The following is a 24,366-nucleotide window of genomic DNA, read 5'->3' on the forward strand; positions in this document are numbered from 1 at the left end:
CGCTGACACGGGACTGCGCGAGATCGCATGGTATGGCACCGTGTGTCCGGTGCCGGCGTCCGCCGGTCGGACCGCGAGACAGGGGAGTGGCGAATGGCCAAGCAGGTGAGTCGTCGAGCCGCGATCGGGATCGGGGCGGCAACGGCGGCGCTGGTGGCGACACCGCGCAGCGCCACGGCGGCATCGGGGGCCAGCACGGCATCGCCGTCCGGAGCCGGCCCTGCGCCGTCGGCGGACCTCATCCGGCGGGTGTACCGGGACCAGAAGGCGCGGGCCGGTGGCTCGTGGCATTCGCACGTCGCGATGGTCGACGCCGCCGGTGCGCTCGCCGTCGTGGTGGATGACGACGCCGACCGGGTGACCTACGGCTACAGCGTGCAGAAGCTGGCGGTCGCGATGGCCGTCATGGACAAGATCGACCGTGGCGAGCTGCGGCTCGACCAGCGGCTCGACCTGACCGCCGACATCATCCTCGGTGGTACCGGCATCTACTTCCTCCAGACCGTCTGGGGCGACGAGGTCACGGTGGCGAACTTCCTCACCGCGATGCTGCTCGTCTCCGACAACACGGCGGTGCGGATGTGCGGCCGGGTGGTGCCGGCGCTGGAGATCAACCAGATCCTCGCGGCCAAGGGCTTCACCCACACCCGGGTGGAGCCGGTGGCCAACCCGAACCGGTTCTACCTGGGTGTGACCACCCCACGGGAGACCCACGACCTGCTCTGGCGGCTGGCGAACAAGACCCTGCTCTCCGCCCGGTCGTGCAACTTCCTGCTCGGCATCCTGCGCTGGATCAACGGCTACCACGACGGGATCCGCCGCGACATGTCCTCTGCCGAGCGCAGCCGGGTCGCCACCAAGTACGGCGCGGACTACGACTCGCGGGGCGCCGCCCGGCACGAGGTCGGCATCATGTTCGACGCGGCCGGCGCGCCGACGCTTACCTACGCGTTCTTCGCCGACGCCCTCGGTGACCTGGACAACTACGGTGGCACCCATCCGGCCGTACGGGCCCATGCCGTGCTCGGCCGGACCATGTTCGACGCCATCGCCCCGGTCACGAACCGCGTCGCCCGCGCCCGCCACACCGTCGAGCAGTTCCGCCCGGTCAACGGCGGCTGATCCCCGTCACGCCCACGCGCTCCGCGCCTCCGCGCCTCCACCCGCTGCCGCGTCGATCATGCACTTCTCGTCGGCACAAACGCTGCCATATGGGGCGTATCGGCGACCGAAACTGCAAGATCGGCGCGGTGGTGGGGTGGGGGTGGGGGTGGGGGTGGGGTTAGCGGCGGGGGTGGGGGGTGCGGCGGCGGGTTTCGTGGGCTATCTCGCGGTGCAGCCGGCGCCAGCTCTCCCAACGGCGGATGGAGAGGACGCCGGATTCGAGCGCCGCCCGCACGGCGCAGCCGGGCTCGGCCTCGTGGCCGCAGTCGCCGTACCGGCAGTCGACGGCGAGGTCGGCGATGTCGCCGAAGGCCCGGTCCAGGCCGGCCGCGCCGTCAAGCAGGCCGACCGCCCGTACGCCCGGGGTGTCGAGCACCGCGCCACCGCCGGGCAGCGGCACCAACGCCCGCCAGGTGGTGGTGTGCCGGCCCTTGCCGTCCACCCGGCGGATCGACTGGGTGGGCATCACCGGCGTGCCGGCGAGCGCGTTGACCAGGCTCGACTTGCCCGCGCCCGAGGGTCCGAGCAGGCCGAGGGTCCGACCCGGGACCACCTCGGCGCGCAGCGGGTCCAGCCCGGTGCCGTGTTCGGCGCTGACCGGCAGCACCGGCACCCCCGGCGCGACGGCCCTGAGCTGGCGGGCCACCGCCGCCGGATCTGCCGCCAGGTCGGTCTTGGTTAGCACGACAAGCGGCCGGGCGCCTGACTCATGGACCAGCGAGAGCAGCCGCTCGATGCGGCCGGCGTCCGGCGCGGGGTGCACCGGCTCCACCACCGCGGCGGCGTCCAGGTTGGCGGCCAGCAGTTGACCGCTGGTGTCCTTGCCGGCGGTGCGGCGGATCAGGGCGGTACGCCGGGGCAGCACCGCCTCCACCGTCACCCGCGCGTCGGGCCAGGTGCCGAGCAGCACCCAGTCGCCGACGCCGGGCAGCCGGGTGGCGTCCCCGGCCGCGGCGACCAGCACCGCCCCACCCGAGGATGCACGGACCGGCCCGTGCTCGGTGAGCACGGTGCAGACGCCGCGGTCGACCCGGGCGACGCGGCCCGGACGGTGGTCGGTACGGGTACGACGCAGGTACGCCGCCCGGTCGGTGTCCCAACCCAGGGCGGTCAGGTTGATGGCCATTGCTCCTCGTTCAGGATCGGTGCGGGCAGGACGTGCGTGCGGTGACCGGCATGACCACCACCTCCCCCGCTCCGGTGCCGCGAACAACCCGACGGTAGGCCGCGCCGGCGCTCCACCGGAAGCGAATTCCCCGGCGACGCGACCCGACCGGGAGGATAGGGTCGAAACGTGACCATGGACCCCCTCCTGTTGACCGGTGACGTGGACGATGCCACCGCTCGCCTGCTGCGTACGGCGGCTCGTTTCGACGCCACCGGCCTGGCGGCGCCGTCGCTGCTGCCGGGCTGGTCCCGCGGTCACGTCCTCGCCCACCTGGCCCGCAACGCCGACGCCTTCGTCAACCTGCTCACCTCGGCCCGCACCGGTGAGCCGATGCCGATGTACGCCAGTGCCGAGTCCCGGGACGCCGACATCGCCGCCGGGGCGCCCCGCCCGCCCGAGGAGCAGCTCGACGACCTGCGGCGCAGCGCGGACCGGTTCACCGAGGCGGTCGCCGCGATGCCCCCGCAGGCCTGGTCGGCCACGGTCGAGACCCGGCGCGGGCCCTGGCCGGCCGCTCTGCTGGTCTGGGGACGGTTGCGGGAACTGGAGGTCCACCACGTCGACCTGGCCGCCGGATACCGGCCGGCGGACTGGTCGGCCGAGTTCGGTCACCGACTGCTGCACGAGGTGGCCACCGCCTTCGCCGGCCGCGACGACGCCCCGGCGATGGTGCTGCGCTTCGACGGCAGCCGCCATGAACTGGTGATCGGCGACCGGGAGCAGGCCCCCGTCGTCGCCGGCACGGCGGCCGAACTGGCCGGCTGGCTGACCGGCCGCAGCACCGGCACCAACCTGACCGTCACCCCCGACGGCCAGCTGCCCCGCCCACCCGAATGGATCTAGGACCTATGCCCTACAGCGGAGACGTCACTTCCGGCGGTCCCCCGGCGGTACGCGAACTGGACCGGCTGACCATCACCAAGCTCTCGGTCGGCCCGATGGACAACAACGCGTACCTGCTGCGTTGCCAGTCCACCGGTGAGCAGTTGCTCATCGACGCGGCGAACGAGGCGCCCCGGCTGCTGGAACTGATCGGCGAGGACGGGCTGCGCACGGTGGTCACCACGCATCAGCACATGGATCACTGGGTGGCGCTGGCCGAGGTGGTGGCTAAGACCGGGGCCCGCGCGCTTGTGCATGCCGACGACGCGGCCGGCCTGCCGATCGAGACGCAGACGCTTGTCGAGGGCGACACCGTGTCGGTCGGCGACAGCGCCCTGGAGGTCATCCACCTCAAGGGACACACGCCGGGCTCGGTGGCGCTGCTCTACCGCGACCCGGAGGGCACCCCGCATCTTTTCACCGGCGACAGCCTTTTCCCGGGTGGAGTGGGCAACACCGACCAGGATCCGGAGCGGTTCGCCGCGCTGATCGACGACGTCGAGCAGAAGCTCTTCGACCGGCTACCGGACGAGACCTGGTTCTACCCGGGGCACGGTCGAGACTCGACGCTCGGCGCGGAGCGCCCGCAGCTGCCCGAGTGGCGGGCGCGCGGCTGGTAGCCGCGACGTTTCCCAGCTCCGGCCCGACCCGGTCATGCGGGGTCGGGCCGGCCGCTGTCCGGTACCCGACGGGTTCCGCATGGTGGGCGAAACCGCAGCTCAGCAAAGGGCTTCAACGGTAAGCTCGGGTGTCACCTCTAACCCTCTCCGGGAGGTGGCCCGTGCCGTCCCAGTCCCTCTTCGACACTCTGACCGCCGCCAATCCACACTGGACAGAGTCCCGCAATCAGTTGACGCTCGGCACCCTGGTCCAGGTCACCGCCGACGGCGAGATCACCGGCGGCCGCTGGTTGTTTCCGCAGCCCGCACCCGCCGGCCAGCTGACGGTCCAGTGGGTGCTCTACGACAACGCCACGCAGCAGGTGCTGCGCCGGGCGACCTTCGCCACACCCACCTGGGGCACCTGGAACAGCGTCACGGTCGATCCGCTGCCGGTCTCGGCCGGCCGGTGGCTGGTCGCCGCCGTGTACCTCTCCGCCACGGTCGAGGTCGCCTACCCGTACACGCACTTCTTCTTCACCACCGCCCGGACCAACGGGAACCTGTTCGCCCCGGCGACGAGCGCCGACCCGGCCGGCATCGGCAACGGCCGCTACTCACTGACCGACAGCTATCCCGGCCTGACCTACAACGCGACCAGCTACTTCGTGGACCTGACCCTCACGGTCGCCAGCGTCCCCAGCACGCCCGACGGCACCATCGCGTTGGTCGGCGCGGACCGGCCTGTCCGGTCCGGCTCGACTGTGGGCCTGGACGTGGCCGCCACCAATCTCGCCGCCGGCGAGACGATCACCTCCTACTCGTGGTCGGTGCAGTCCGGTGGCGGCTCGCTCACCGGCGCCAGCACGGCGACGCCGACCTACACCGCCCCGTCGGGATCCGGGGTGGCCGTGGTGCGCGCGTCGGTGACCACGAGCAGCGGCAAAACCGGCCAGCTGGACCTCAGGGTGTCGCGGGGAGCGAATCCGGTCGCTGCGGAGAACGCCCTGCCGGGTACGAGCCGCTCGACCTGGGATCTCCCGTTCGGCGTCCTCGGCGGGGTGAGCACCCTGCAGGGGTTCGCCGACGGGTTCAGCTTCAACCGCACCGAGACGGTACGTTTCAAGATCGGGCAGAGCGACGCGGCCGGCTGGTCGGCACAGGTCTACCGGCTCGGCTGGTACGGCGGCGACGGGGCGCGCCGCTACGCCACCCTTACCCCGAGCGCCGGGCAGCTGGCGGCCAGCCAGGCCCAGCCGTCGCCGGGCGACTGTGACCCGGTGACGAGCCGGCCCTCGCTGGACTGCGGCACCTGGTCGACCACACTGACCTGGACCCCGCCCGCCTGGGCGCCCTCCGGTGTCTATCTGCTCCGGCTCGACCGCACCGGCGGCGGCGCGAGTCACGTGATGTTCGTGCTGCGCGACGACGCCCGGACGGCGGACCTGATGGTGCTGCCGGCGGACTCCACCTGGGTCGCCTACAACGCGTTCGGTGGCCTCGGCGCCAACCAGTACGCGGGCAACAGCCTGTACTACGGCACCGCCGTCAACCAGTACCACCCCGACTGCGCCCGGTATGTGTCGTACAACCGGCCGATCGTCAACCGGGGCGCCACCGACCCGGGCCGCGACTACGGGGCGGTGCACTGGTCGAACTTCTTCACCGGCGAGTACCCGATGCTGCGGTTCCTGGAACGCAACGGCATCGACGCCAAGTACTACGCCTGCCTCGACGCGGCCGGCGACCCGACCGGGGCGCTGCTCGGCACCGTCTCGGCGGCGCTGGCGATGGGCCACAACGAATACTGGTCCGACACCATGCGGGCCGGTTGGGAGGCGGCCAAGGCCGGCGGCACCAGTTTGTTCTTCTGCGCCGGCAACGAGGTGTTCTGGCGCGCCGTCGGCCACGCCCCGGACAGCTCGGGCCGGCCGCGTACCTGGGAGTGCTACAAGTCCACGATCGCGTCGCGCGAATCGGTGAGCCGGCCACAGTGGACCGGCACCTGGCGTGACCCGGACGGTGCCGGCAAGGGGGGCGCCGCCCCGGAGAACGCCCTGACCGGCACCATCTTCGTGGTCAACGGCCCCGACCTCAGGCCGCTGGTCGTGCCGCGCAACGGCGGCTACTCGACCACCCCGCTGTGGCGGCACACCGACGTGGCGTCGCTCACCGCCGGCCAGACGTGGACGTCCCCGGCGCAGATCCTCGGCTTCGAGTGGGACACGTACGGCCCGGCCGGGACGAGTTCCCCCGGAGCGGTCCACCTGGCGTCACCACACCCGGACGCCGTCTACTGCTCGCACGTGACGTACTCGATCCCGTCCGGACTGCTGTTGACCGGGCCGGGCGACGAGTACGACCTGGCCGGCACCGCGACGCACCGGCTGGTGGTGCATCCCGGTGGGAACGGCAGCCTGACGTTCGGCACGGGAACGATCAACTGGGCGTTGGGGCTCGACTCGGCGAACACCTACCAGGTCGGCGGCGACAACACCTCGGACGTCATCCGGCAGGCGACCATCAACATCCTCGCCGACATGAACGTGACCGCCGCGACGCTGATGTCCGGGCTGACCGCGCCCACCCAGGTCGACTGGTGGGCCTGACCGTGATCCGTACCGGCTGGAGCCGGCTGGGGACCGGCGGGTCGGGTCCTCAGCCGGTGACGTCACGCAGCCGACGCCGGGCGGCGAGCAGCACCAGGGCGGCCAGCAGCAGGCCACCGACCATGGTGACCAGCAGCGGGCTCGCCCCGCCCGGCAACAGCCCGGCCAGCGACCGCGACGCGGTACCCACCAGCAGGTAGAGGCCGGCCCACGCGCCCGCACCGAGCGCGGCGAAGCCGAGGAAGCGCCGGTACGACATGTGCAGACCACCCGCCGCCAGGGGCAGCAGTGCGTTGAACACCGGCAGGAAGGGGGCGACCAGCACCAGTCGCCCTCCATCTCGACGCAGGATGCCTTCCGCGGCCACCCACCGGGCCTCGCCGACCCAGCCGCCGAACCGGCTGTGCCGGAGCCGGTCGCCCCACCTGCGGCCGACGAGGAAGCTCAGGGACCAACCGGCGAGGCAACCGGTGACCACGGAGACGAAGGCCGCCAGCCCGGTGCCGGGGGTGCCGACCGCCACCGCCGCGAGCACCGCCACGTCACCCGGGACGAGAACACCGAACAGCGGCACCGCGTCGAAGAGCATGACCACCCCGAGCACCGCCATCAACAGCGCCACCGGTAGCTCTCCGATCTGGGCCAGTTGTTCTGCCATACCTCGTACGCTAGGGCCTGTCCCCGCAGGCCCGACACCGGGATTCCACCTGAGGTTTCTCGGGGTCGCGCTGGTCCGGTCCGGTCCGCTGGCGCGGGCTGGTCCACCGGCCACGTCACCACGCCGTCCTCCCCTGAGGCGCTTCGGCCAGCAAATTCCCTTTCCACCGGTTACTGTCGGGAAGGTATTGGGCGATCACCGGCAGAGATCCGGCGAGCGCCCGCGGAACAAGGAGAGAGAACGTATGGCAACCGGCACCGTGAAGTGGTTCAACTCGGAAAAGGGCTTCGGTTTCATCGAGCAGGACGGCGGAGGTCCTGACGTCTTCGTCCATTACTCGGCCATCGCGTCGAGCGGCTACCGGGAGCTGGCCGAGGGCCAGAAGGTCGAGTTCGAGGTGACCCAGGGGCAGAAGGGACCGCAGGCGGACAACGTCCGCCCGCTGTGACCGGTGCCACGGCGGCGGCCGGTCATCGACCGTCCGCCGCAGGCCCGCACCAGTGCCGCCGCCCGCACCATCGGCGCCGGCCCGACAACGCCGCAGCCGGCCGCCCCGGATAGGGCGGCCGGCCGTGCTCAGTGTGCGCCCGGCCGGTCGGCCGGGCGCACCACCGGCAGGACCAGCGCGGACGGATGCTCCGGATCGTGCAGGATCTCGCGATACCCGCCCCGCAAGGTGACCGCCGCACCGAGCGGCTCGCCCGTGCCGGGGTTACGGGCGTACCTGGGGTGAGCGCCGCCGGAGACCTGTAGTCGTAACCGGTGACCGGGCGCGAACCGGTGCGCGGTAGGCCAGAGCTGCACCGGTGCCACCACGGCGCCCGACGCGTCGGCGGAAAAGCGCAGCGGGTCGAGCCGGATCAGTCCGTCGCAGACGTTCCAGGAACGGCCTCGACGGTCCACGTCGCAGAGCCGCACGAAAACGTCGAGGTACGGCAACTCACTGCGTAGGTGGATCTCGGCGCGGACCGGCCCGACCACCTCGACCGCACGGTCGAGCGGGTCACTGGTCCAGGTCAGCACGTCCGGACGGGCCTCCACCGGACGGTTGTCGACCGGTCCGGCCCGCTGGGCCACCAGCAGCGGCCCGCCCAGCGAGGGAGTCGGGTCGGCCGGGTCGTACCAGAACCCGTCCGGCGACGACGGCACGGCCGTCGAGGTGCGCAGCGCCCCACCGGGGTGCAGGTGCCAGCGGACGTCCCGGGCCGGCGGCGGCCACTCCGGCAGGTCGCGCCAGCCCCCGCCGGCACCGCCGACGTGCACCTGTACCGGTGCATCGCCCACGCCCGCGCCGGTGCCGTCCGGGCGCAGATGGGTGTCGAGCCAGCGCAGCCCCTCCCGCAGGGCGGCCACCAACAGTCCCGGGCTGCCGTGGGTCCACGGACCGATGGTCAGCCGGGGCCGGGCGCCGCTGGCGCGCAGCGCGGCGTAGTCGCGCAACTGTGCCGGCAGGAAGAGGTCGTGCCAGCCACTGACCATCGCCACCTGCGCCCGCACCAGGTGCAGCCGGTCGTCGAAGACCCGGCGTCGCCAGTAGTCGGACTGCGGGGTGTGCTGCTCCAGCCACTCCTGGAAGAACGGCACGGTGACCCCGGTGGCCACCCGGTCCGCCTCGATCAGCGGCAGGTGGGACAGCGCGGCGGCCAGCCGGGGCTGCCCCCGCTTGAGTTCCCACTGCCGGGCCAGCCAGGGCACGGTCTGTGCCTGGAGCAGTTCCGTCCAGGTCAGCACGGTGTCCAGGGCGAACGACTCGCCGTCGTAGGTGGAGTCGCGCATCGCCGAGGCGGTGATCACCGCCACCATCGCCCGCAGTTCCTCGCCCGCCTCGGCCGCCAGGGCCCACTGCACGAAGCCCTGGTAACTGGCGCCGAACATGCCGAACGCGCCGCCCCACCAGCGCTGCCGGCGCAGCCAGTCGAGGGTGTCCAGCCCGTCGTCGCGCTCGTGCACGAACGGGTCGAACGAACCGCCTGAGCCGCCGGTCCCCCGGCAGGACTGGATGACGACGTGGAATCCCTGTTCGGCGGCGAGCCGGCCGAGCAGCCGCATCGGCCCGCCCCGGCCGTACGGAGTGCGGATCAGCACGGTGGGCGCGCCCGCCAGGTCGGGGGCGTAGTGGTCGGTGCGCAGGATCACTCCGTCGCGGGCCCGGACCGGCAGGTCCCGGCGGAGGGTGATGCCGCGGGTGCGGGCCGGCGGTAGCCGCAGCGCGGCGGCGGCGAGGTGGGACGCGAGTCGATCCAGCACGGCGCGCTCAGCCGGTCGGGCGCCGGGCCGGCTCGTCGCCGGCGGTCCGCGGCCGGTCCCGGGTGTCCCGCGACCTGTCATGGTGCTCCCGCAGCCCGTCGCGGTGCTCCCGCAGCGAGGTGCCCATCGCCGTCATGAACCGGTGCACCACCTCGAGTTCGTCGTCCCGGAAGCCGGCCATCACCTGATCGGTGCGCTCCCCCAGTGGCCGGAAGAAGTCCATGGCCAGGGCGGCACCCCGGTCGGCGTAGTGCAGCAACACCTTGCGCCGGTCGCTGGTGTCCCGGTCACGGCGGATGTGCCCGCCCCGCTCCAGGCGGTCGATGAGCGCGGTGACCGAACCGGAGGAGAGATTGAGCTGTTCGCCGAGCCGACCCGGGGTGATCGGCGCGCCGACGAGTTCGGCGTCCATCACGACGATCAACGCTTGGAGGTCGGTGGCGTTGAGGCCGTGCCGCCCGGCGAAGGCGTGCCCGACGTGCTGGGCGTCCACACCGTACCGCCGCAGCTCAGCGGCGATCTCTGCGATCAACCACTCCCGCCGCGTGTCACGTCGCCGATACATGCCGTGAGCTGCCACGTCCCGCCGTTCCTTCCGCGCCCGAGGGCAGCATAGCCGAGCCGACCGAATCTCTCGACCGTCGAGATTCTCACTGCCGGAGAGCTGTTGCGAGATCTCTCTTGATAAGCGAAACTCTCGAAGGTCTAGATATCTCTCGCACAAGATCGGATGGTGCCTGGATGTCCGCGCTCACCCGCGTCGTCGGCAGCCGCCTGGCCGCGTTGCTCACCCTCGTCGCGGCGATCGCGTTCGGTGTGGCCGTCTTCCTGCTGCCCGTACCCGACAATCCGGCGCCTGTCTCCGCCACCGGCCTCTCCGAGCAGTGGCAGTCGACACAGGTCGAGCGACTCCAGGAGCAACTGCCCGGCAGCGACGTCCAGCCCGCCATCGTGGTGGTCAGCCGCGACGACGGCGCACCCCTCACCGACGCCGACCGGGAGGCCGTCACCGGCGGCACCCGCACCCTGGCCCCGCTCGCCGCCGGCGGTCAGGTCGCCCCACCGCAGTTCTCCCCCGACGGCACGGTGGCCCTGGTCGCCGTGCCGCTGGCGACCGGCGGCGGGCAGCAGGAGGTCACCGACCAGGTGGCCGAGTTGCGCACGGCACTGACCGACCTGCCTGCCGAGTTCACCGTCGAGGTGACCGGGGCGCCCGCCTTCACCGCCGACCTGACCAAGGTCTTCGAGGGTGCCGACGTCACCCTGCTCGCCTTCACCGCCGCCGTGGTGGCGGTGCTGCTGCTCGTCACCTACCGCAGCCCGCTGCTGTGGATGGTCCCCCTGGCCATCGTGGCCGCCACCGAACAGCTCACCCTGCGCGCCCTCGACACGGTAATCCCGGCGTTCGGCATCAACTTCCCCGGCGGCGCCGTCACCGGCATCGCAAGCGTGCTGGTCTTCGGTGCCGCCACCAACTACGCGCTGCTACTGATCGCCCGCTACCGGGAGGAGCTACGCCGCGAGGAGAACCGCTTCACCGCGATGCGCGCCGCCCTGCGGCGTACCGCAGAACCGATCCTGGCCAGCGGCGGCACCGTCATGCTCGGGGTGCTCACCCTGCTGCTCAGCGAGCGGGAACTCAACCGGGCCCTCGCCGTCGCCTGCGCCACCGGCATCCTGCTGGCGATGGCCTCGGCCCTGCTGGTGCTCCCCGCCGCGCTGGTGCTGCTCGGGCGCGGCCTGTTCTGGCCGTTCGTGCCGCACGTCGGCAGCACCGGCCGGGAAGGCCGGATCTGGGGCCGGCTCGGCGCCGCCGTGGTCCGCCGCCCGGTACCCGTCGCGGTGCTGGCCACCCTGCTGCTGGGCGGCCTCGCCCTCGGCGGACTGGGCAGCCGCACCGGGCTGTCGGAGACCGAGCAGTTCCGGGTCCAGCCGGAGGCGGTGGCCGGTGCGCAGACCCTCGCCCGCGCCTTCCCCGCCGGTAGCACCCAGTCGGTCGCGGTGCTGACCAACCCCGAGGCCGTACCCGAGGTCACCGAGGCCGTCACCGCCGTGCCCGGGGTCGCCTCCGCCCGCCCCGGCGCGGCCGGGCCGACCATCGCACAGGTGGACGTCGTCCTCGACGCCGAGCCGGGCACGGCCGCCTCCGACCGGGCGCTCACCGAGCTGCGGGCGGCCGTCGCCGCCGTCCCCGACTCCGCCCCACCCGCCTCGGCGGGCGTCAACGACCTCAGCGGCGCCGTCGTCGGCGGCACCGTCGCCGGCGCCTACGACTCGGCCGAGGCCGACGCCCGAGACCTGCGCCTCATCCTGCCGCTCATCCTGCTGCTCGTCGGCGCCGTCCTGGTCCTGCTGCTGCGCGGCCTGGTCGCCCCGGTGCTGCTCGTCGGCACCGTCGTGGCGTCGTACTTCGCCAGCCTCGGCGGCGCCTGGCTGCTCTTCGACCACGTGCTCGGGTTCCCGGCGCTGGACAGCAGCGTGCCGCTGCTCGCCTTCGTCTTCCTCGTCGCGCTCGGCGTCGACTACAACATCTTCCTGGTCACTCGGGCCCGCGAGGACGCCCGCAGGGTCGGCACCCGCGACGGCATGCTCTCCGCACTGCGGGTCACCGGCGGGGTCATCACAAGCGCCGGCATCCTGCTCGCCGCGGTCTTCGCCCTGCTCGGTGTGCTTCCGCTGATCACGCTGACCCAGATCGGGATCATCGTCTGCCTCGGCGTCCTGCTGGACACCCTGCTCGTGCGTACCGTCGTCGTGCCCGCCCTGACGTTCCTGCTCGGCGAGCGGTTCTGGTGGCCGGGCCGGATCAAGCCGGCCAGTCAGGTGGAGCAGCCGACTGGTCAGTAGCCCAGGCAGACGCACTCGGTCATCAGCGCGCGCACGTTGCGTACGTAGTTCGGGTTGGGGATCGTGATCGGCTTCCCCGGCGTGGCCACCGCCCCGTGCCCGAAGTTGTACGCGGCGATGACCGCGTTGAGCAGGCAGGAGTCCAGCTGCCCCGGGGTGCAGAGCTCCGGGTCGAGCCGGTAGTCGGCGTCGAAGTACATGTCACCTATGTACTTGGTGAGCCACGCCAGGTAGGTGGCACCGAGGTAGGCGTTGTCCTGGTAGTCCCACACGTCGTAGCTCTGCCCGAACCGCTGGTTCATCCAGGTCGCGGTGTCCGGCATCACCTGCATCAGGCCGATGCCCTCGTCGCAGGCGACGATGTTGGACTGCCAGCCGCTCTCCTGCCAGGCGGTCGCCTTGATCAGGTCCAGCCGGATGCTGATGTCCGGTGCCGAGGTCGGCCAGTACGTCCGCCCGGCGGCCTTGGTCAGCGCGGCCTTGACCTGCGACCGGCTGGCCTGCTCGCCCTTGTAGCTGGGCTTGCAGTCGTCCGCCGGCGGCTTCGGCGGCTGCGGTGGCGTGTTCGTCTCCGTCGGCGGCTTCGGCACCTTGCGCGGCGCGGGCGCGCTGCGCTTGGGCTTGGGCTTCGGGGTCGGCTTCGCCGACGGCGAGACACTGGCGCTCGCCCTGGGCGCGGCACCCATCGACTCCACCGCCGCCGGGGTGGCCGTGACGTCATCCGGCAGCGGCGACCCGCTCGGCGTCACCTCCGCGGGCAGCTCCTCCGGCAGCGCGACCGGGGCCGGCAACTCCCCCGCCGGGGCGTCCGTGCGGGCGCAGGCGCCGCCGGTCAACAGCAGCACCCCGGCGACGAACGCGACGCCCAGCCGGGTGATGTTTCGCCCCATGTCGACCCCCTTCGGCAGTGACGAACCCGCCGCACCCTAACAGCCGGCACCCGTCGCCCGTTGCCCCACGCGATCCGGCCCCGCCCGGCACCCAGGGTGACCCCCGACGCCGCGCGGCAACCACCCAGGCGGGAGGATGGAGTCATGCAGCTGCGCACCGACCTTCGCAACGTCGCCATCATCGCTCACGTCGACCACGGCAAGACCACCCTGGTCGACGCCATGTTGCGGCAGGCCGGCGCCTACGGCGCCCGGGGCGAGGTGACCGAGCGGGTGATGGACTCGATGGACCTCGAACGGGAAAAGGGCATCACCATCCTGGCCAAGAACACCGGCGTGCGTTACCTGCCGGCGGACGGCTCCGACCCGGTCACCATCAACATCATCGACACTCCCGGCCACGCCGACTTCGGTGGCGAGGTGGAGCGCGGGCTCACCATGGTCGACGGGGTGGTGCTGCTGGTCGACGCCAGCGAGGGCCCGCTGCCGCAGACCCGGTTCGTGCTCCGCAAGGCCCTCAAGGCCCGACTGCCGATCATCCTGGTGATCAACAAGGTGGACCGCCCCGACGCCCGGATCAAGGAGGTCGTCGACGACACGTACGAACTCTTCCTCGACCTGGACGCCGACGAGGAGCAGATCGACTTCCCGATCGTCTACGCCTGCGCCCGCGACGGCATCGCCTCGCTGACCCAGCCCGCCGACGGGTCGGTGCCCGACGACAGCCAGAGCCTCGAACCGCTGTTCCGCACCCTGCTGGACACCATCCCGCCGCCCGCGTACGACGAGCAGGCCCCGCTCCAGGCCCACGTCACAAACCTCGACGCCTCCCCCTTCCTCGGCCGGCTCGCGCTGTGCCGGGTCCGGCAGGGCACCATTGCCAAGGGCCAGACCGTGGCCTGGTGCCGCACCGACGGCAGCACCCAGCGGGTCCGCATCTCCGAGTTGCTGATGACCGAGGGGCTGGAGCGCAAGCCAGCCGACTCGGCCGGGCCGGGCGACATCATCGCCGTCGCCGGCATCCCCGAGATCATGATCGGTGAGACGCTCGCCGACGCGGAGCACCCCGAGCCGCTGCCACTGATCACCGTCGACGAGCCGGCCATCTCGATGACCATCGGCACCAACAACTCGCCGCTGGTCGGCCGGGTCAAGGGCGCCAAGGTCACCGCCCGGATGGTCAAGGACCGGCTGGACAAGGAACTGATCGGCAACGTCTCGCTGCGGGTGCTGCCCACCGAGCGACCGGACGCCTGGGAGGTGCAGGGCCGCGGCGAGCTGGCGCTGGCCATCCTGGTCGAGCAGATGCGCCGGGAACAGTACGAACTCACCGTCGGCAAGCCGCAGGTGGTGACCCGCGAGATCGACGGCAAGACCTGCGAGCCGGTGGAGCGGCTCACGATCGACGCGCCGGACGAGTACCTCGGCGCGATCACCCAGCTGCTGGCCACCCGCAAGGGTCGGATGGAGCAGCTGGTCAACCACGGCACCGGCTGGATCCGGATGGAGTGGCTGGTGCCGGCGCGCGGCCTGATCGGTTTCCGCACCGAGTTCCTCACCGAGACCCGGGGCACCGGCATCCTGCACCACGTCTTCGAGTCGTACGAGCCGTGGTTCGGCGAGCTGCGTACCCGCAACAACGGCTCGCTGGTCGCCGACCGGTCCGGCGCCGCGACCGCGTTCGCCATGATGAACCTCCAGGAGCGCGGCACGCTCTTCGTCGAGCCCGGCACCGAGGTGTACGAGGGCATGATCGTCGGGGAGAACTCCCGCTCCGACGACATGGACGTCAACATCACCAAGGAGAAGAAGCTCACAAACATGCGCTCCTCCACCGCCGAGGAGACCGAGAAGCTGATTCCGCCGCGCAAGCTCTCCCTGGAGCAGGCCCTGGAGTTCTGCCGCGAGGACGAGTGCGTCGAGGTCACCCCGGCCGCCGTACGCATCCGCAAGGTGACCCTCGACCAGACCCAGCGGGCCCGCGCCGCCGCCCGCCGCAAGCACGCCGGCTGAGCCTGCTCTTATCTCCGGTTGGAAGGGCCCTCTTTCGGTACGCGTCAGGCGCTGGTAGGGGCCCTTCCTTCCATACTCAAGGCATGGTGTCGGGCACGATCTCGGTGTACGCGGGTCGGCTCGCCGCCCCGCCCACCTGGATCCGGCACGCCGAGGCCACCCACTACGCGGCCAGCACGATGAAGGTTGCCGTGCTCGCGGCGCTGTACCGCGCCGCCGAGGCCGGCCGTCTCGACCTGGACACCCCGGTCGAGGTGCGCAACAGGTTCACCTCGGCCCGGCCGGACGCGCCCGCGTACTCCTGCGCCCGCCAGCAGGACAACGACGGCGCGGTCTGGGACCGGCTCGGCGACCGGGTTCCGCTGCGTTGGCTCGCCGAGCGAATGATCGTGATGTCCAGCAACCTCGCCGCCAACCTGGTCATCGAACACGTCGGGCTGGCCGCCGTGGCCGACGTCTGGGCCCGGGTCGGTGCTAGGCACAGCGTCACCGGCCGCGGCATCGAGGACTTCGCCGCCCGCGAGGCGGGCATCACCAACCTGATCACCGCCGCCGACCTGGCCGCCCTGCTCGACGCCATCGCCAGCGGCAGCACCGTCCCCGGACCGCTCGCCTCCCCCGTGGGCTGCACCGCGATGCTCGACGTGCTCTGCGCCCAGCAGATCCGCCAGGATCTCGCCGAGGGGCTACCCGACGGCATCCGGCTGGCCCACAAGAACGGCTGGGTGCGTGGGGTACGGCACGGCGCCGCCGTGATCTTTCCCGACGACGCCCCCGCCTACCTGCTCGTCGTCTGCACCAGCCGGCCACTCGGCGAGGACCAGCGCAGCGACCGGGCCGACCGGGCGGCCCGCCGGCTGCTGGCCGGCATCTCCGCCCGGGTCTGGCGCGCCCGCCATGACCTCACGCCCGCTCTGCCGGGCCGCTGACCCGCGAACCGGTACGCCTCGAACATCTCCGGGCCCTCGGCTGGCTCAGCGACGCGCCCCGGCGAGTTCGCGCCGCCGGTCCCGGGACGACTTGACCAGGCTGGCGACGGTGGCGACGCCCAGGGTGACCACGATGACCAGCAGGGACAACCAGATCGGAAGGTGCGGCGCCCAGCCAATCGGCTCGCCACCGTTGAGGAAGGGCAGATTGTTCTCCGCCAGCGCCTCGAGGATCAGCTTGACCCCGATGAAGCCGAGCACCACCGCCAGGCCGTAGCTCAGGAAGATCAGCCGGTCCAGCAGGCCGCCGAGCAGGAAGTACAGCTGTCGCAGCCCCATCAGGGCGAAGACGTTGGCGGTGAAGACGAGGTACGGCTCATGGGTGATGCCGAAGATCGCCGGGATCGAGTCGAGGGCGAAGATCAGGTCGGTGGTCCCGATGGCGATCATGACGATGAGCATCGGCGTGAACACCCGTCGGCCGTTCTGCCGCACGGTCAACCGGGCACCGTCGTAGCCGCGGGAGATCGGCAGTGCCCGTCGGCTCCACCGGATGAGCACGTTCTCCTGGAACTCATCCTCGGCCGACTCGCCCTGCCGGGCCAGGTTGATCGCGGTGTAGATCAGGAAGGCGCCGAAGATGTAGAAGACCCAGGTGAACTGGTTGATCAGCGCCGCACCGGCGGCGATGAAGCCGCCCCGCATGACCAGCGCGAGCACGATGCCGATGAGCAGCACCTTCTGCTGGTACGCCCGGGGCACCGCGAAGCGGGCCATAATGATCATGAAGACGAAGAGGTTGTCGACCGAGAGGCTGTACTCGGTCAGCCAGCCGGTGTAGAACTGCCCGGCGACACTTCCGCCCGCGGTGAGCCAGAGCCCGGCACCGAAGAGCAGCGCCAGCCCCACGTAGAAGGCGACCCAGAGACTCGACTCCCGCACACTCGGCTCGTGCGGCCGGCGCCCGATGATCAGCAGGTCGACCAGGAGCACCGCACTCAGCGCGACGAGGGTGGCCGCCCACACCAGTCCGGACACGTTCACAGTCTCATTCCTCCGACATGCTCCCGGCAACCGGCACACGGTACGCCCCCGACGCCGGGGCGTACCCGCCCGGATCCCGACCGCTCACTTCCGGTTCGCTCACTTCCGCACCGCTCACTTCCGGTTCGCTTCCTAGGAGGCTAGGTGCATTGCCGGGCCCCGGCCGGGACCCTCCGATCTCGACCCCCGCCCGCTGTGCACGCCCGGCCGGTCGAGGAGCTGGTCCGGTCCGGTGGGTGGGAAGCCCGGCCCGATGTCGGCGAGGCACTCTCCGGCGTGGCAGGCTGACCGGCATGGTGCTTGAGGTCGCGCTCATCGACATCGTTCCCGGCAGCGAGGACGCCTTCGCCGCCGCGTACGCCGAGGGGCACAAGGTGCTCGCCAGCACCCCCGGCTGCCGGTCGGTGCGGATGACCCGGGGCATCGAGTCGCCCTCCCGCTTCGTGCTGCTGGTGGAGTGGGACTCGGTCGAGGCCCACGAGCAGAACTTCCGGGCCACCGACCGGTTCGTGCGGTGGCGGGAGCTGATCGGTCCGCACTTCGCCGCCCCGCCCCGGGTCGAGCACTTCATCGACGTACCGGTCTGAGTTTCTGTCACACCCTCGGCCTATCCTGCGCCTCGTGTCGACCTCGGTCCCGACGGCTACGGGGGCGGCGGGCCCGAGGCCGACTCGCCAGCCGCCACTCACCGCGCAGACCGCTCCGGGGCCGGTAAAGGCGGGCCGTCACGCCTCGAGTCGGCGGGTCAGCACCCGCGCCGTCTCCTCCACCGGTAACGCCGCCTCCAGCAGGCAATCGGTCATCCGCTGGTACCGCTGGACGTCGGTCGCGGTGGTGAGCCGCACGTCCGTGGTCAGCGCCTCCAGCATCACCGTCCGGGGATCCGCCGGGTCGGGAAACGAGTAGCAGGAGAACGGCGTCAACGGCACCGGCCGCCGCCCGGCCCCGGCCGGCAGCAGCCGGATCGTCACGTGCGGCAACTCGGCCAGGGCCAGCAGATGCTGCAACTGCTCACGCCAGACCTCCACCGGATCACCGCCGGGTTCGCAGGCCAGCTGCGAAATCAGCGCCGTGTAGTCGGGTGGTTCGACCCGGCGCAGCACCGCGTGCCGAGCGGCGCGGGCCCGCAGATCGGCCTCGACGTCCACCCCTGGATCGATGAGCTGGCCGGCGGCAATGCGCAACCGGGCGTACGCCGGGGTCTGCAACAGGCCGGGCACCAGGGCCGGCTGGTACTCGACGATGCCCGCCGCGCCGGCCTCCAGTTCGGCGTACGTGCGCTGTCGCTCGCCCATCTCCCCAAGCGACTTCCACCAGCCCCGGCTGATCGCCGCGTCCCGGGCGATGACGATAAGCGCGTCCCGCTGCGGCGGCGGCACCTGGTAGATGTCCAACAGATCGAGCACGTCGGCCAGGTCAGGCCGGCTCTGCCCCAGCTCGATGCGAGACAGCTTGGAAGTCGACGCCCAGCCGAGCCGATCGCAGACCTGCTCCAGCGTCAGCGCCTCCCGCCGCCGGAGCTGGCGCAGCTCGGCTCCGAGTCGTGCACGTCGAATGACCGGACTCGTTGGTAACGGCATCCCCGCCTCCCCAACGAGGGAGAGTACGCAGGGCCATCACCCAGCGCAATAGGACGCTCGCATAGCGCTATTCCCTCAGTGTGCGAAGTGGACGGGGCGACCGGCCCAGCGCTCACTTCACGCCTGCGGCGTCCATCCCGCGCAGCTCCTTCTTCAGCTCGGCGACCTCGTCCCGGATCCGGGCCGCCAACTCGAACTGCAACTCCCGCGCGGCGGCCAGCATCTGGTCGCTGAGTTCCTGGATGAGCTGCGCCAACTCGGCCCGCGCCATGCCCTCCCGGGCCGGGGTGCCGGCACCGGAACGGGCCCGGCTACGGGTCTCCTTGACCGGCGCCTTCCCCCGGGACAGCTGCCGCACCGCGCCACCGACCCGGGTCGCCTCGGTGTCCTCTGCCTCGCGGTAGATGTCGTCCAGAATGTCGTGGATCTTCTTGCGCAGCGGCTCCGGACTGATGCCGTGTGCCTCGTTGTGCGCGATCTGCTTGGCCCGCCGCCGGTTGGTCTCGTCGATCGCGTCCGCCATCGACGGCGTGATCTTGTCGGCGTACATGTGCACCTGGCCGGAGACGTTACGGGCCGCGCGGCCGATGGTCTGGATCAACGACCGGCCGCTGCGCAGGAAGCCCTCCTTGTCCGCGTCCAGGATCGCCACCAGGGAGACCTCGGGCAGGTCGAGACCCTCGCGGAGCAGGTTGATGCCGACCAGCACGTCGTAGTCGCCCCGGCGCAGCTCGCGCAGCAGCTCCACCCGACGCAACGTGTCGACCTCCGAGTGCAGGTAGCGCACCCGGATGCCGTTCTCCAGGAGGTAGTCCGACAGGTCCTCGGCCATCTTCTTGGTAAGCGTGGTGACCAGCACCCGCTCGTCGCGCTCGGTACGCAGTTTGATCTCGTGCATCAGGTCGTCGATCTGCCCCTTGGTGGGCTTTACCACGACCTCCGGGTCGACCAGGCCGGTCGGGCGGATCACCTGCTCAACGAACTCGCCCTGCGCGTGCTCCAGCTCCCAGCGGCCGGGCGTGGCCGACAGGAACACCATCTGGCCGACCCGCTCCAGGAACTCGTCGAACCGCAGCGGCCGGTTGTCGGCGGCGCTGGGCAGCCGGAAGCCGTGGTCGATAAGCATCCGCTTGCGGGAGGCGTCACCCTCGTACATGCCGCCGATCTGGGGAATGGTCACGTGCGACTCGTCGACCACGGTGAGGAAGTCGTCGGGGAAGTAGTCGAGCAGGCAGTGCGGCGGGCTTCCGGGCAGCCGGCCGTCGATGTGCATCGAGTAGTTCTCGATGCCGGAACAGAAGCCGACCTGCCGCATCATCTCGAGGTCGTAGGTGGTGCGCATCCGCAGCCGCTGCGCCTCCAGCAGCTTGCCCTGCCGCTCCAACTCGGCCAGGCGCTCGGCCAACTCGGTCTCGATGTCGCGGGTCGCCCGCTCCATCCGCTCCGGGCCGGCCGCGTAGTGCGTCGCCGGGAAGATCAGCAGATGATCCACCTCGCGGACCACGTCACCGGTGAGCGGGTTGAGGTAGTAGAGCTTCTCCACCTCGTCGCCGAAGAGCTCGATCCGGACGGCCAACTCCTCGTACGCCGGGATGATCTCCAGCGTGTCGCCACGGACCCGGAACGTGCCCCGCTGGAAGGCCATGTCGTTGCGGGTGTACTGGATGTCGACAAGCCGGCGCAGCAACTGGTCGCGGTCCAGTTCCTGGCCGACGGCGACCCGCACCGCGCGGTCGAGATATTCCTCCGGGGTGCCCAGCCCGTAGATCGCGCTGACCGTGGCGACCACCACCACGTCGCGGCGGGTGAGCAGCGACATGGTCGCCGAGTGCCGCAGCCGCTCGACCTCCTCGTTGATCGAGGAATCCTTCTCGATGTAGGTGTCGGTCTGCGGGATGTACGCCTCGGGCTGGTAGTAGTCGTAGTAGGAGACGAAGTACTCCACCGCGTTGTCCGGCAGCAGCTCGCTGAACTCCTTCGCGAGCTGCGCACAGAGCGTCTTGTTGGGCGCCAGCACCAGCGTGGGTCGTTGCAGCCGCTCGATCAGCCAGGCGGTGGTGGCGCTCTTGCCGGTGCCGGTCGCGCCGAGCAGCACCGTGTGCCGGTCGCCGCGGCGCACCCGCCGCTCCAGGTCGTCGATCGCCGCCGGCTGGTCGCCGGCCGGCTGGAAATCGCTGACGACCTGGAAACGACCATCGAGCCGGGGAATGTCGAGCGCCATGAGCCCAACGGTACGCCGCAGGTCCGACACTCCGGGCCGACTACGCCCGGCACCTGATCGGCTTCGATATTCGCATTGTGTGGGCCTGCTCACCCGGCTACCCTTTTCCCGTAGGCCGCTCGCGGCGGCCGACCGGTCCGGTGGCGAGCCGCACAGGCCACACCGGCGCCGGCACCGAGGGTCGCAGCACCCGGGCACGCCCGGCGTGCGCACCTGGCGTGGTCGCGCCGAACGCGCTGACCGGCCGCCGCGAGCGCCGCCATGTCTCCGCGAGCGCCGCCAGATCGTCACCCGAGCCCGGCCCGACCGTTCATCCTCCCGTGGAGAACACCTCACGACCGGTGCCCGGCAGCCACCACACCGACCCGCCGCAGGACCCGGCCGCTCGCCCTCCCCGGGCCGGTCGCCCGCCCGACGCGCCCGCCGACCCGTCGGACAAGCCGACCACCCGCCCCACCCGGGCCGGCCGCCCGCCCGGCACACCCGCCGACCCGTCGGACAAGCCGACCACCCGCCCCACCCGGGCCGGTCACCCGCCCGACGCACCCGCCGACCACGCCGGACGACGGCATCGGGCCGGGACACGACGACACCGCGCCGGCATCGTGCCACCCGTGGCCCTCGGTCTCGCCGAGCCGGTGCCGGGTCAGCCCGGCAGCCGACCCGGGCTGCGCCGCGCCCGGGTGTCGCCCGGCCTGCTCGACCCGGCCGTGGCCGATCCCACCGACGACGAGGAGCTCGCCGGTGCCCGCGACGAGGCCGACGAGACGCGCCGGCGAGCCGTCCGGCGGCACCGCCTCACCCTGGCCGGACTCGCCCTGACCGCGGTGCTCTCCGCGATCATGCTGGTGGTCACACTGATCAACTGGGCACCGGCGGCCACCCGGGAGATGACCACGGGCGAGCGGGACCGGCTGGCCGCCATGCGGGTCACCAACCAGCGGGACCTGCGCGCCGGGCTGCGCCTCACGGTCGGCGACGGGACCGCCCGGATCGACCTGCTCGGCTGGGTCGACTGGGCCCGGCAGCTGGTCTACCTGGACGTGACCGGGCCCGGTGCCGGCCAGCTACGCGGCCTGGCCCAGGCCACCCCCACCGTGCTGGTGCTCCGCCCCGACCCGGCGGCGATGCCGTCGCCCGCCATGCCACCGCTGGTCCCGCCGGTCGACGGCTGGCGACTTCCCGCCGACCGGCGGCTCGACCCGGTGCTGGACCTCGTCTTCGCCCTGGCCAGCGACCGGCCGGACCCGGTCGACGGGCTGACCGGCCGCTGGGTGGGCCGGGACCGGATCAACGGAGAGACGGTCGACATCCTGTCGGGCACGGCGCTGCCACTCGGTACCGACCCCGACGGCACCCCGCCACCTGGCACCGACGGCACCCCGCCACCCGGCACCGGTCCCGAAGGCGCCAGGGCACCGGGCACGGCACGGCCACTCGGTGACGGAGCGACGCGCTACTGGCTGGCCCCGGACGGGCGACTGCACCGGCTGGAAGCCCGACTTCCCGAGGTCGGGCCGGTACACGTGCAGTTGAACCGCGCCGACCGGCCCACGCTGCGGCCCGTCGACGCGCTGGGCGGCCGGGCCGGCCTGCCCCGCGCCCTCACTCCGGTCGAGCGGGACCGCTGGCGCCGGCTTCCCGCCCGGCTGCGGGCCGCCGGTGGCGCCACCATCACCGTGACCGTTCCCGCAGCCGCCGGCACGAACCTGCGCGGTGCGGGGTGGTTGAGCTGGACCTCGGCAACGGCGTACGTCGGCGTCACCGACCTCGACGCGGACCGGCGGATCCTGCTGTGGCGGGACCGGAGCGGGCTGGCCCGCATCGAGCAGTCCGCGGCCGGCGGCAGGACCGAGCCCCCGCCGCTGCCGACCCCGCGCACCGGCTGGCGCACCGGCCCGCACCGCACCGAAGCCCTGGCACCGCTGCTGGACGCGGCGATGCGAATCGCCCGCGGCAGCGGGCCGGCGGGCAGCGTACGACGGATCCGCGGGGACAACCTCGCCGGCCGCGTGGTCGACGTGCTGGAGGTCGAGACGGCCAGGGGCCGGGTGCGCTACTGGGTCGAGCGCACCGGGCTGCTGCGCCGGCTGGAGCTGCCGACCCGCGGCGGCGTCTGGGCTCAGCTCGATCTGACCCCCGGCCGGGTACCCCGGCTCACCGTGCCGGCCGGCCGGCGCTGAGCTGTCCGGCTCAGGGACGCCAGCCCGTCGCCGCCGCCCACTGCTCGGCCCGCAGCTGTTCCTCGTCGAACCACGGGTCCTTCGCGGTGGCGTACGCGCCGCTGTCCGGTGCGGCGGCGGCCAGCTCCCGCTTCAACATCAGGTACGCGGCCCGCCGATCCGGATCCGCCCGCAGGTGATCGCGCATCAGCAACGCGTACCGCCAGCCCGGTGAGCCGGTCACCCGCAGGTGCAGGTGGACCGGGCGGGCCGGGTCGGCGCTGCCGTGCAGCCGCTTCTCCCACCGGCCGCTGCCGGCCGGTCGCGGGCTGTCCCACCAGTGCCCCGGCAACCGGGGGAAGCCGGCGTCGGCGAGCCGCTCGGCCAATGGCCCGTCGGCGTCGGCCAGCGACGGCACGCTGAGCTGGATGTCGATGACGTCCTTGGCGGGCAGTCCGGTCATCGCGGTCGAACCGATGTGGTCGATCCGCAGGTCGGCGGGGGCGATCGCGTGCCGGATCCGGGCGGCGAGCCGCGCGTACTGCTGCGGCCAGGTCGGGTCCGGCTCGACCAGCTCCACCCGGGAGGTCCGGACCGCCCGCCGGTGCCGCACGTTCTCTTCGTAGGGCACCAGCCGATCGGACCAGAGCGCGTCGACGGCCGCGTGCAGTTGCGCGAGCGTCCCGTCGTTGGTGAGCAGCACGTCCGCCATCGAGGCGCGGCGGGCGTCGTCGGCCTGGGCGGCGATCCGTCGTTCGGCCTGCACACGACTCATTCCCCGGTCCCGGGCCAGTCGTTCCAGCCGGGTCGCCACCGCCGTCTGCACCACCACGACCAGGTGGTACGTGGCTGCCAGCCCCACCTCGACCAGCAGCGGCACGTCGTTGACCACCACCGCGTCCGGCGGCGCCGCGGCGACCAGTTGCGCCGTACGGGCCCGGACCCGGGTGTGCACGATGGCCTCCAGCCGGCGGCGGGCCGCCTCGTCGGCGAAGACCAGTTCACCGAGGGCGGCCCGGTCCAGGGCGCCCTCGGCGTCGAGCACCCGGTCGGAGAAGGCGGCCACCACCTCGGCCAGCCCCTCGGTGCCGGTAGCGACCACTTCCCGTGCAACCTGGTCGGCGTCGACGAGCACCGCCCCGCGCTCGACCAGCCGCCGCGCCACGGCGCTCTTTCCCGACCCGATCCCGCCGGTCAACCCCACCCTCAGCACACCACCAGTCAACCCGATCATCCCCGCCCCGCCAAACCCCACCCCACCCCTGCGTTGATCATGAGGTTGGCGGCACTTTGAAGATCAACTAGTGCCGCCAACCTCATGATCAACGGGGCAGTCGGGAGGGAAGGCGGAGG

19 protein-coding genes are annotated in these 24,366 nt (G+C 72.0%); 10 read left to right on the plus strand and 9 right to left on the minus strand.

What is annotated here, in order from left to right; genetic code table 11:
• The first annotated feature begins 93 nt into the window (after nucleotides 1-93).
• On the plus strand, nucleotides 94-1,122 hold the full coding sequence (locus AC507J_RS02350) for a serine hydrolase (RefSeq protein ID WP_496287377.1): 1,029 nt from the start codon (nucleotides 94-96) through the stop codon (nucleotides 1,120-1,122).
• 160 nt (nucleotides 1,123-1,282) lie between these two features.
• Here the strand turns inward: AC507J_RS02350 and rsgA are convergent, their stop codons facing one another.
• Nucleotides 1,283-2,290, minus strand: coding sequence for a ribosome small subunit-dependent GTPase A (gene rsgA, locus AC507J_RS02355; protein WP_496287378.1), 1,008 nt, complete (start codon nucleotides 2,288-2,290; stop codon nucleotides 1,283-1,285).
• Between the two features lie 168 nt (nucleotides 2,291-2,458).
• On the opposite strand from rsgA, the gene AC507J_RS02360 reads away from it, so the two are divergent.
• The 3 genes from AC507J_RS02360 (at nucleotide 2,459) to AC507J_RS02370 (ending at nucleotide 6,422) form a co-directional block, all read left to right on the plus strand.
• On the plus strand, nucleotides 2,459-3,175 hold the full coding sequence (locus AC507J_RS02360) for a maleylpyruvate isomerase family mycothiol-dependent enzyme (protein WP_496287379.1): 717 nt from the start codon (nucleotides 2,459-2,461) through the stop codon (nucleotides 3,173-3,175).
• A gap of 5 nt (nucleotides 3,176-3,180) precedes the next feature.
• A complete protein-coding gene (locus tag AC507J_RS02365) occupies nucleotides 3,181-3,834 on the plus strand; it encodes an MBL fold metallo-hydrolase (RefSeq protein ID WP_496287380.1) in 654 nt (217 codons plus the stop codon).
• Nucleotides 3,835-3,995: 161 nt separating this feature from the next.
• Nucleotides 3,996-6,422 carry a N,N-dimethylformamidase beta subunit family domain-containing protein gene (locus AC507J_RS02370; protein WP_496287381.1) on the plus strand — a complete coding sequence of 809 codons (2,427 nt, stop codon included), beginning with the start codon at nucleotides 3,996-3,998 and terminating at the stop codon, nucleotides 6,420-6,422.
• Nucleotides 6,423-6,471: 49 nt separating this feature from the next.
• Here the strand turns inward: AC507J_RS02370 and AC507J_RS02375 are convergent, their stop codons facing one another.
• A complete protein-coding gene (locus tag AC507J_RS02375; protein WP_496287382.1) occupies nucleotides 6,472-7,080 on the minus strand; it encodes a DedA family protein in 609 nt (202 codons plus the stop codon).
• 244 nt (nucleotides 7,081-7,324) lie between these two features.
• On the opposite strand from AC507J_RS02375, the gene AC507J_RS02380 reads away from it, so the two are divergent.
• The gene (locus tag AC507J_RS02380; protein WP_496287383.1) at nucleotides 7,325-7,528 is read left to right on the plus strand and encodes a cold-shock protein; all 204 of its coding nucleotides are present in this window, start codon (nucleotides 7,325-7,327) and stop codon (nucleotides 7,526-7,528) included.
• A gap of 128 nt (nucleotides 7,529-7,656) precedes the next feature.
• On the opposite strand, the gene AC507J_RS02385 is transcribed toward AC507J_RS02380, so the two are convergent.
• On the minus strand, nucleotides 7,657-9,408 hold the full coding sequence (locus tag AC507J_RS02385) for a CocE/NonD family hydrolase (RefSeq protein WP_496287384.1): 1,752 nt from the start codon (nucleotides 9,406-9,408) through the stop codon (nucleotides 7,657-7,659).
• Nucleotides 9,335-9,892, minus strand: coding sequence for a MarR family winged helix-turn-helix transcriptional regulator (locus tag AC507J_RS02390; RefSeq protein WP_496287385.1), 558 nt, complete (start codon nucleotides 9,890-9,892; stop codon nucleotides 9,335-9,337). Before AC507J_RS02390 ends, AC507J_RS02385 begins: the two co-directional genes overlap by 74 nt.
• Nucleotides 9,893-10,068: 176 nt before the next feature.
• Here AC507J_RS02390 and AC507J_RS02395 point away from each other — a divergent pair, with 176 nt between their 5' ends.
• The gene (locus tag AC507J_RS02395) at nucleotides 10,069-12,174 is read left to right on the plus strand and encodes an MMPL family transporter (protein WP_496287386.1); all 2,106 of its coding nucleotides are present in this window, start codon (nucleotides 10,069-10,071) and stop codon (nucleotides 12,172-12,174) included.
• On the opposite strand, the gene AC507J_RS02400 is transcribed toward AC507J_RS02395, so the two are convergent.
• Nucleotides 12,168-13,064 carry a transglycosylase SLT domain-containing protein gene (locus tag AC507J_RS02400; protein WP_496287387.1) on the minus strand — a complete coding sequence of 299 codons (897 nt, stop codon included), beginning with the start codon at nucleotides 13,062-13,064 and terminating at the stop codon, nucleotides 12,168-12,170. The genes AC507J_RS02395 and AC507J_RS02400 overlap by 7 nt on opposite strands.
• A gap of 144 nt (nucleotides 13,065-13,208) precedes the next feature.
• Here AC507J_RS02400 and typA point away from each other — a divergent pair, with 144 nt between their 5' ends.
• Nucleotides 13,209-15,077, plus strand: a complete 1,869-nt coding sequence (typA, locus tag AC507J_RS02405) for a translational GTPase TypA (RefSeq protein ID WP_496287388.1) — start codon at nucleotides 13,209-13,211, stop codon at nucleotides 15,075-15,077.
• An 83-nt stretch (nucleotides 15,078-15,160) separates the two neighbouring features.
• Nucleotides 15,161-16,006 (plus strand): serine hydrolase, encoded by an 846-nt coding sequence (locus tag AC507J_RS02410; protein ID WP_496287389.1) that lies wholly within the window; start codon nucleotides 15,161-15,163, stop codon nucleotides 16,004-16,006.
• A gap of 45 nt (nucleotides 16,007-16,051) precedes the next feature.
• Here AC507J_RS02410 and AC507J_RS02415 read toward each other — a convergent pair whose 3' ends face one another.
• On the minus strand, nucleotides 16,052-17,050 hold the full coding sequence (locus AC507J_RS02415) for a TerC family protein (RefSeq protein ID WP_496287390.1): 999 nt from the start codon (nucleotides 17,048-17,050) through the stop codon (nucleotides 16,052-16,054).
• 293 nt (nucleotides 17,051-17,343) lie between these two features.
• On the opposite strand from AC507J_RS02415, the gene AC507J_RS02420 reads away from it, so the two are divergent.
• The gene (locus tag AC507J_RS02420) at nucleotides 17,344-17,637 is read left to right on the plus strand and encodes an antibiotic biosynthesis monooxygenase family protein (protein ID WP_496287391.1); all 294 of its coding nucleotides are present in this window, start codon (nucleotides 17,344-17,346) and stop codon (nucleotides 17,635-17,637) included.
• A gap of 138 nt (nucleotides 17,638-17,775) precedes the next feature.
• Here AC507J_RS02420 and AC507J_RS02425 read toward each other — a convergent pair whose 3' ends face one another.
• Nucleotides 17,776-18,630, minus strand: a complete 855-nt coding sequence (locus tag AC507J_RS02425; protein WP_496287392.1) for a helix-turn-helix domain-containing protein — start codon at nucleotides 18,628-18,630, stop codon at nucleotides 17,776-17,778.
• 112 nt (nucleotides 18,631-18,742) lie between these two features.
• Nucleotides 18,743-20,851: an excinuclease ABC subunit UvrB gene (gene uvrB / locus AC507J_RS02430; RefSeq protein WP_496287393.1), complete on the minus strand. Its 2,109-nt coding sequence runs from the start codon at nucleotides 20,849-20,851 to the stop codon at nucleotides 18,743-18,745.
• Nucleotides 20,852-21,171: 320 nt separating this feature from the next.
• On the opposite strand from uvrB, the gene AC507J_RS02435 reads away from it, so the two are divergent.
• The gene (locus AC507J_RS02435) at nucleotides 21,172-23,034 is read left to right on the plus strand and encodes a hypothetical protein (RefSeq protein ID WP_496287394.1); all 1,863 of its coding nucleotides are present in this window, start codon (nucleotides 21,172-21,174) and stop codon (nucleotides 23,032-23,034) included.
• A gap of 10 nt (nucleotides 23,035-23,044) precedes the next feature.
• Here AC507J_RS02435 and coaE read toward each other — a convergent pair whose 3' ends face one another.
• A complete protein-coding gene (gene coaE, locus AC507J_RS02440; RefSeq protein ID WP_496287395.1) occupies nucleotides 23,045-24,226 on the minus strand; it encodes a dephospho-CoA kinase in 1,182 nt (393 codons plus the stop codon).
• Between the last annotated feature and the right edge of the window lie 140 nt (nucleotides 24,227-24,366).

The sequence above is a fragment of the Micromonospora sp. PRAS1 genome (assembly GCF_059553435.1).

Excerpts from the sequence above, each read along its gene's own strand:
- AC507J_RS02365 (WP_496287380.1), top strand. The coding sequence starts at position 3,181 with ATGCCCTACAGCGGAGACGTCACTTCCGGCGGTCCCCCGGCGGTACGC.
- AC507J_RS02350 (WP_496287377.1), top strand. The coding sequence starts at position 94 with ATGGCCAAGCAGGTGAGTCGTCGAGCCGCGATCGGGATCGGGGCGGCA.
- rsgA (WP_496287378.1), bottom strand. The coding sequence starts at position 2,290 with ATGGCCATCAACCTGACCGCCCTGGGTTGGGACACCGACCGGGCGGCG.
- AC507J_RS02380 (WP_496287383.1), top strand. The coding sequence starts at position 7,325 with ATGGCAACCGGCACCGTGAAGTGGTTCAACTCGGAAAAGGGCTTCGGT.
- AC507J_RS02425 (WP_496287392.1), bottom strand. The coding sequence starts at position 18,630 with ATGCCGTTACCAACGAGTCCGGTCATTCGACGTGCACGACTCGGAGCC.
- AC507J_RS02420 (WP_496287391.1), top strand. The coding sequence starts at position 17,344 with ATGGTGCTTGAGGTCGCGCTCATCGACATCGTTCCCGGCAGCGAGGAC.
- AC507J_RS02385 (WP_496287384.1), bottom strand. The coding sequence starts at position 9,408 with ATGACAGGTCGCGGGACACCCGGGACCGGCCGCGGACCGCCGGCGACG.
- typA (WP_496287388.1), top strand. The coding sequence starts at position 13,209 with ATGCAGCTGCGCACCGACCTTCGCAACGTCGCCATCATCGCTCACGTC.
- AC507J_RS02375 (WP_496287382.1), bottom strand. The coding sequence starts at position 7,080 with ATGGCAGAACAACTGGCCCAGATCGGAGAGCTACCGGTGGCGCTGTTG.
- AC507J_RS02410 (WP_496287389.1), top strand. The coding sequence starts at position 15,161 with ATGGTGTCGGGCACGATCTCGGTGTACGCGGGTCGGCTCGCCGCCCCG.
- AC507J_RS02390 (WP_496287385.1), bottom strand. The coding sequence starts at position 9,892 with ATGTATCGGCGACGTGACACGCGGCGGGAGTGGTTGATCGCAGAGATC.
- AC507J_RS02395 (WP_496287386.1), top strand. The coding sequence starts at position 10,069 with ATGTCCGCGCTCACCCGCGTCGTCGGCAGCCGCCTGGCCGCGTTGCTC.
- uvrB (WP_496287393.1), bottom strand. The coding sequence starts at position 20,851 with ATGGCGCTCGACATTCCCCGGCTCGATGGTCGTTTCCAGGTCGTCAGC.
- AC507J_RS02400 (WP_496287387.1), bottom strand. The coding sequence starts at position 13,064 with ATGGGGCGAAACATCACCCGGCTGGGCGTCGCGTTCGTCGCCGGGGTG.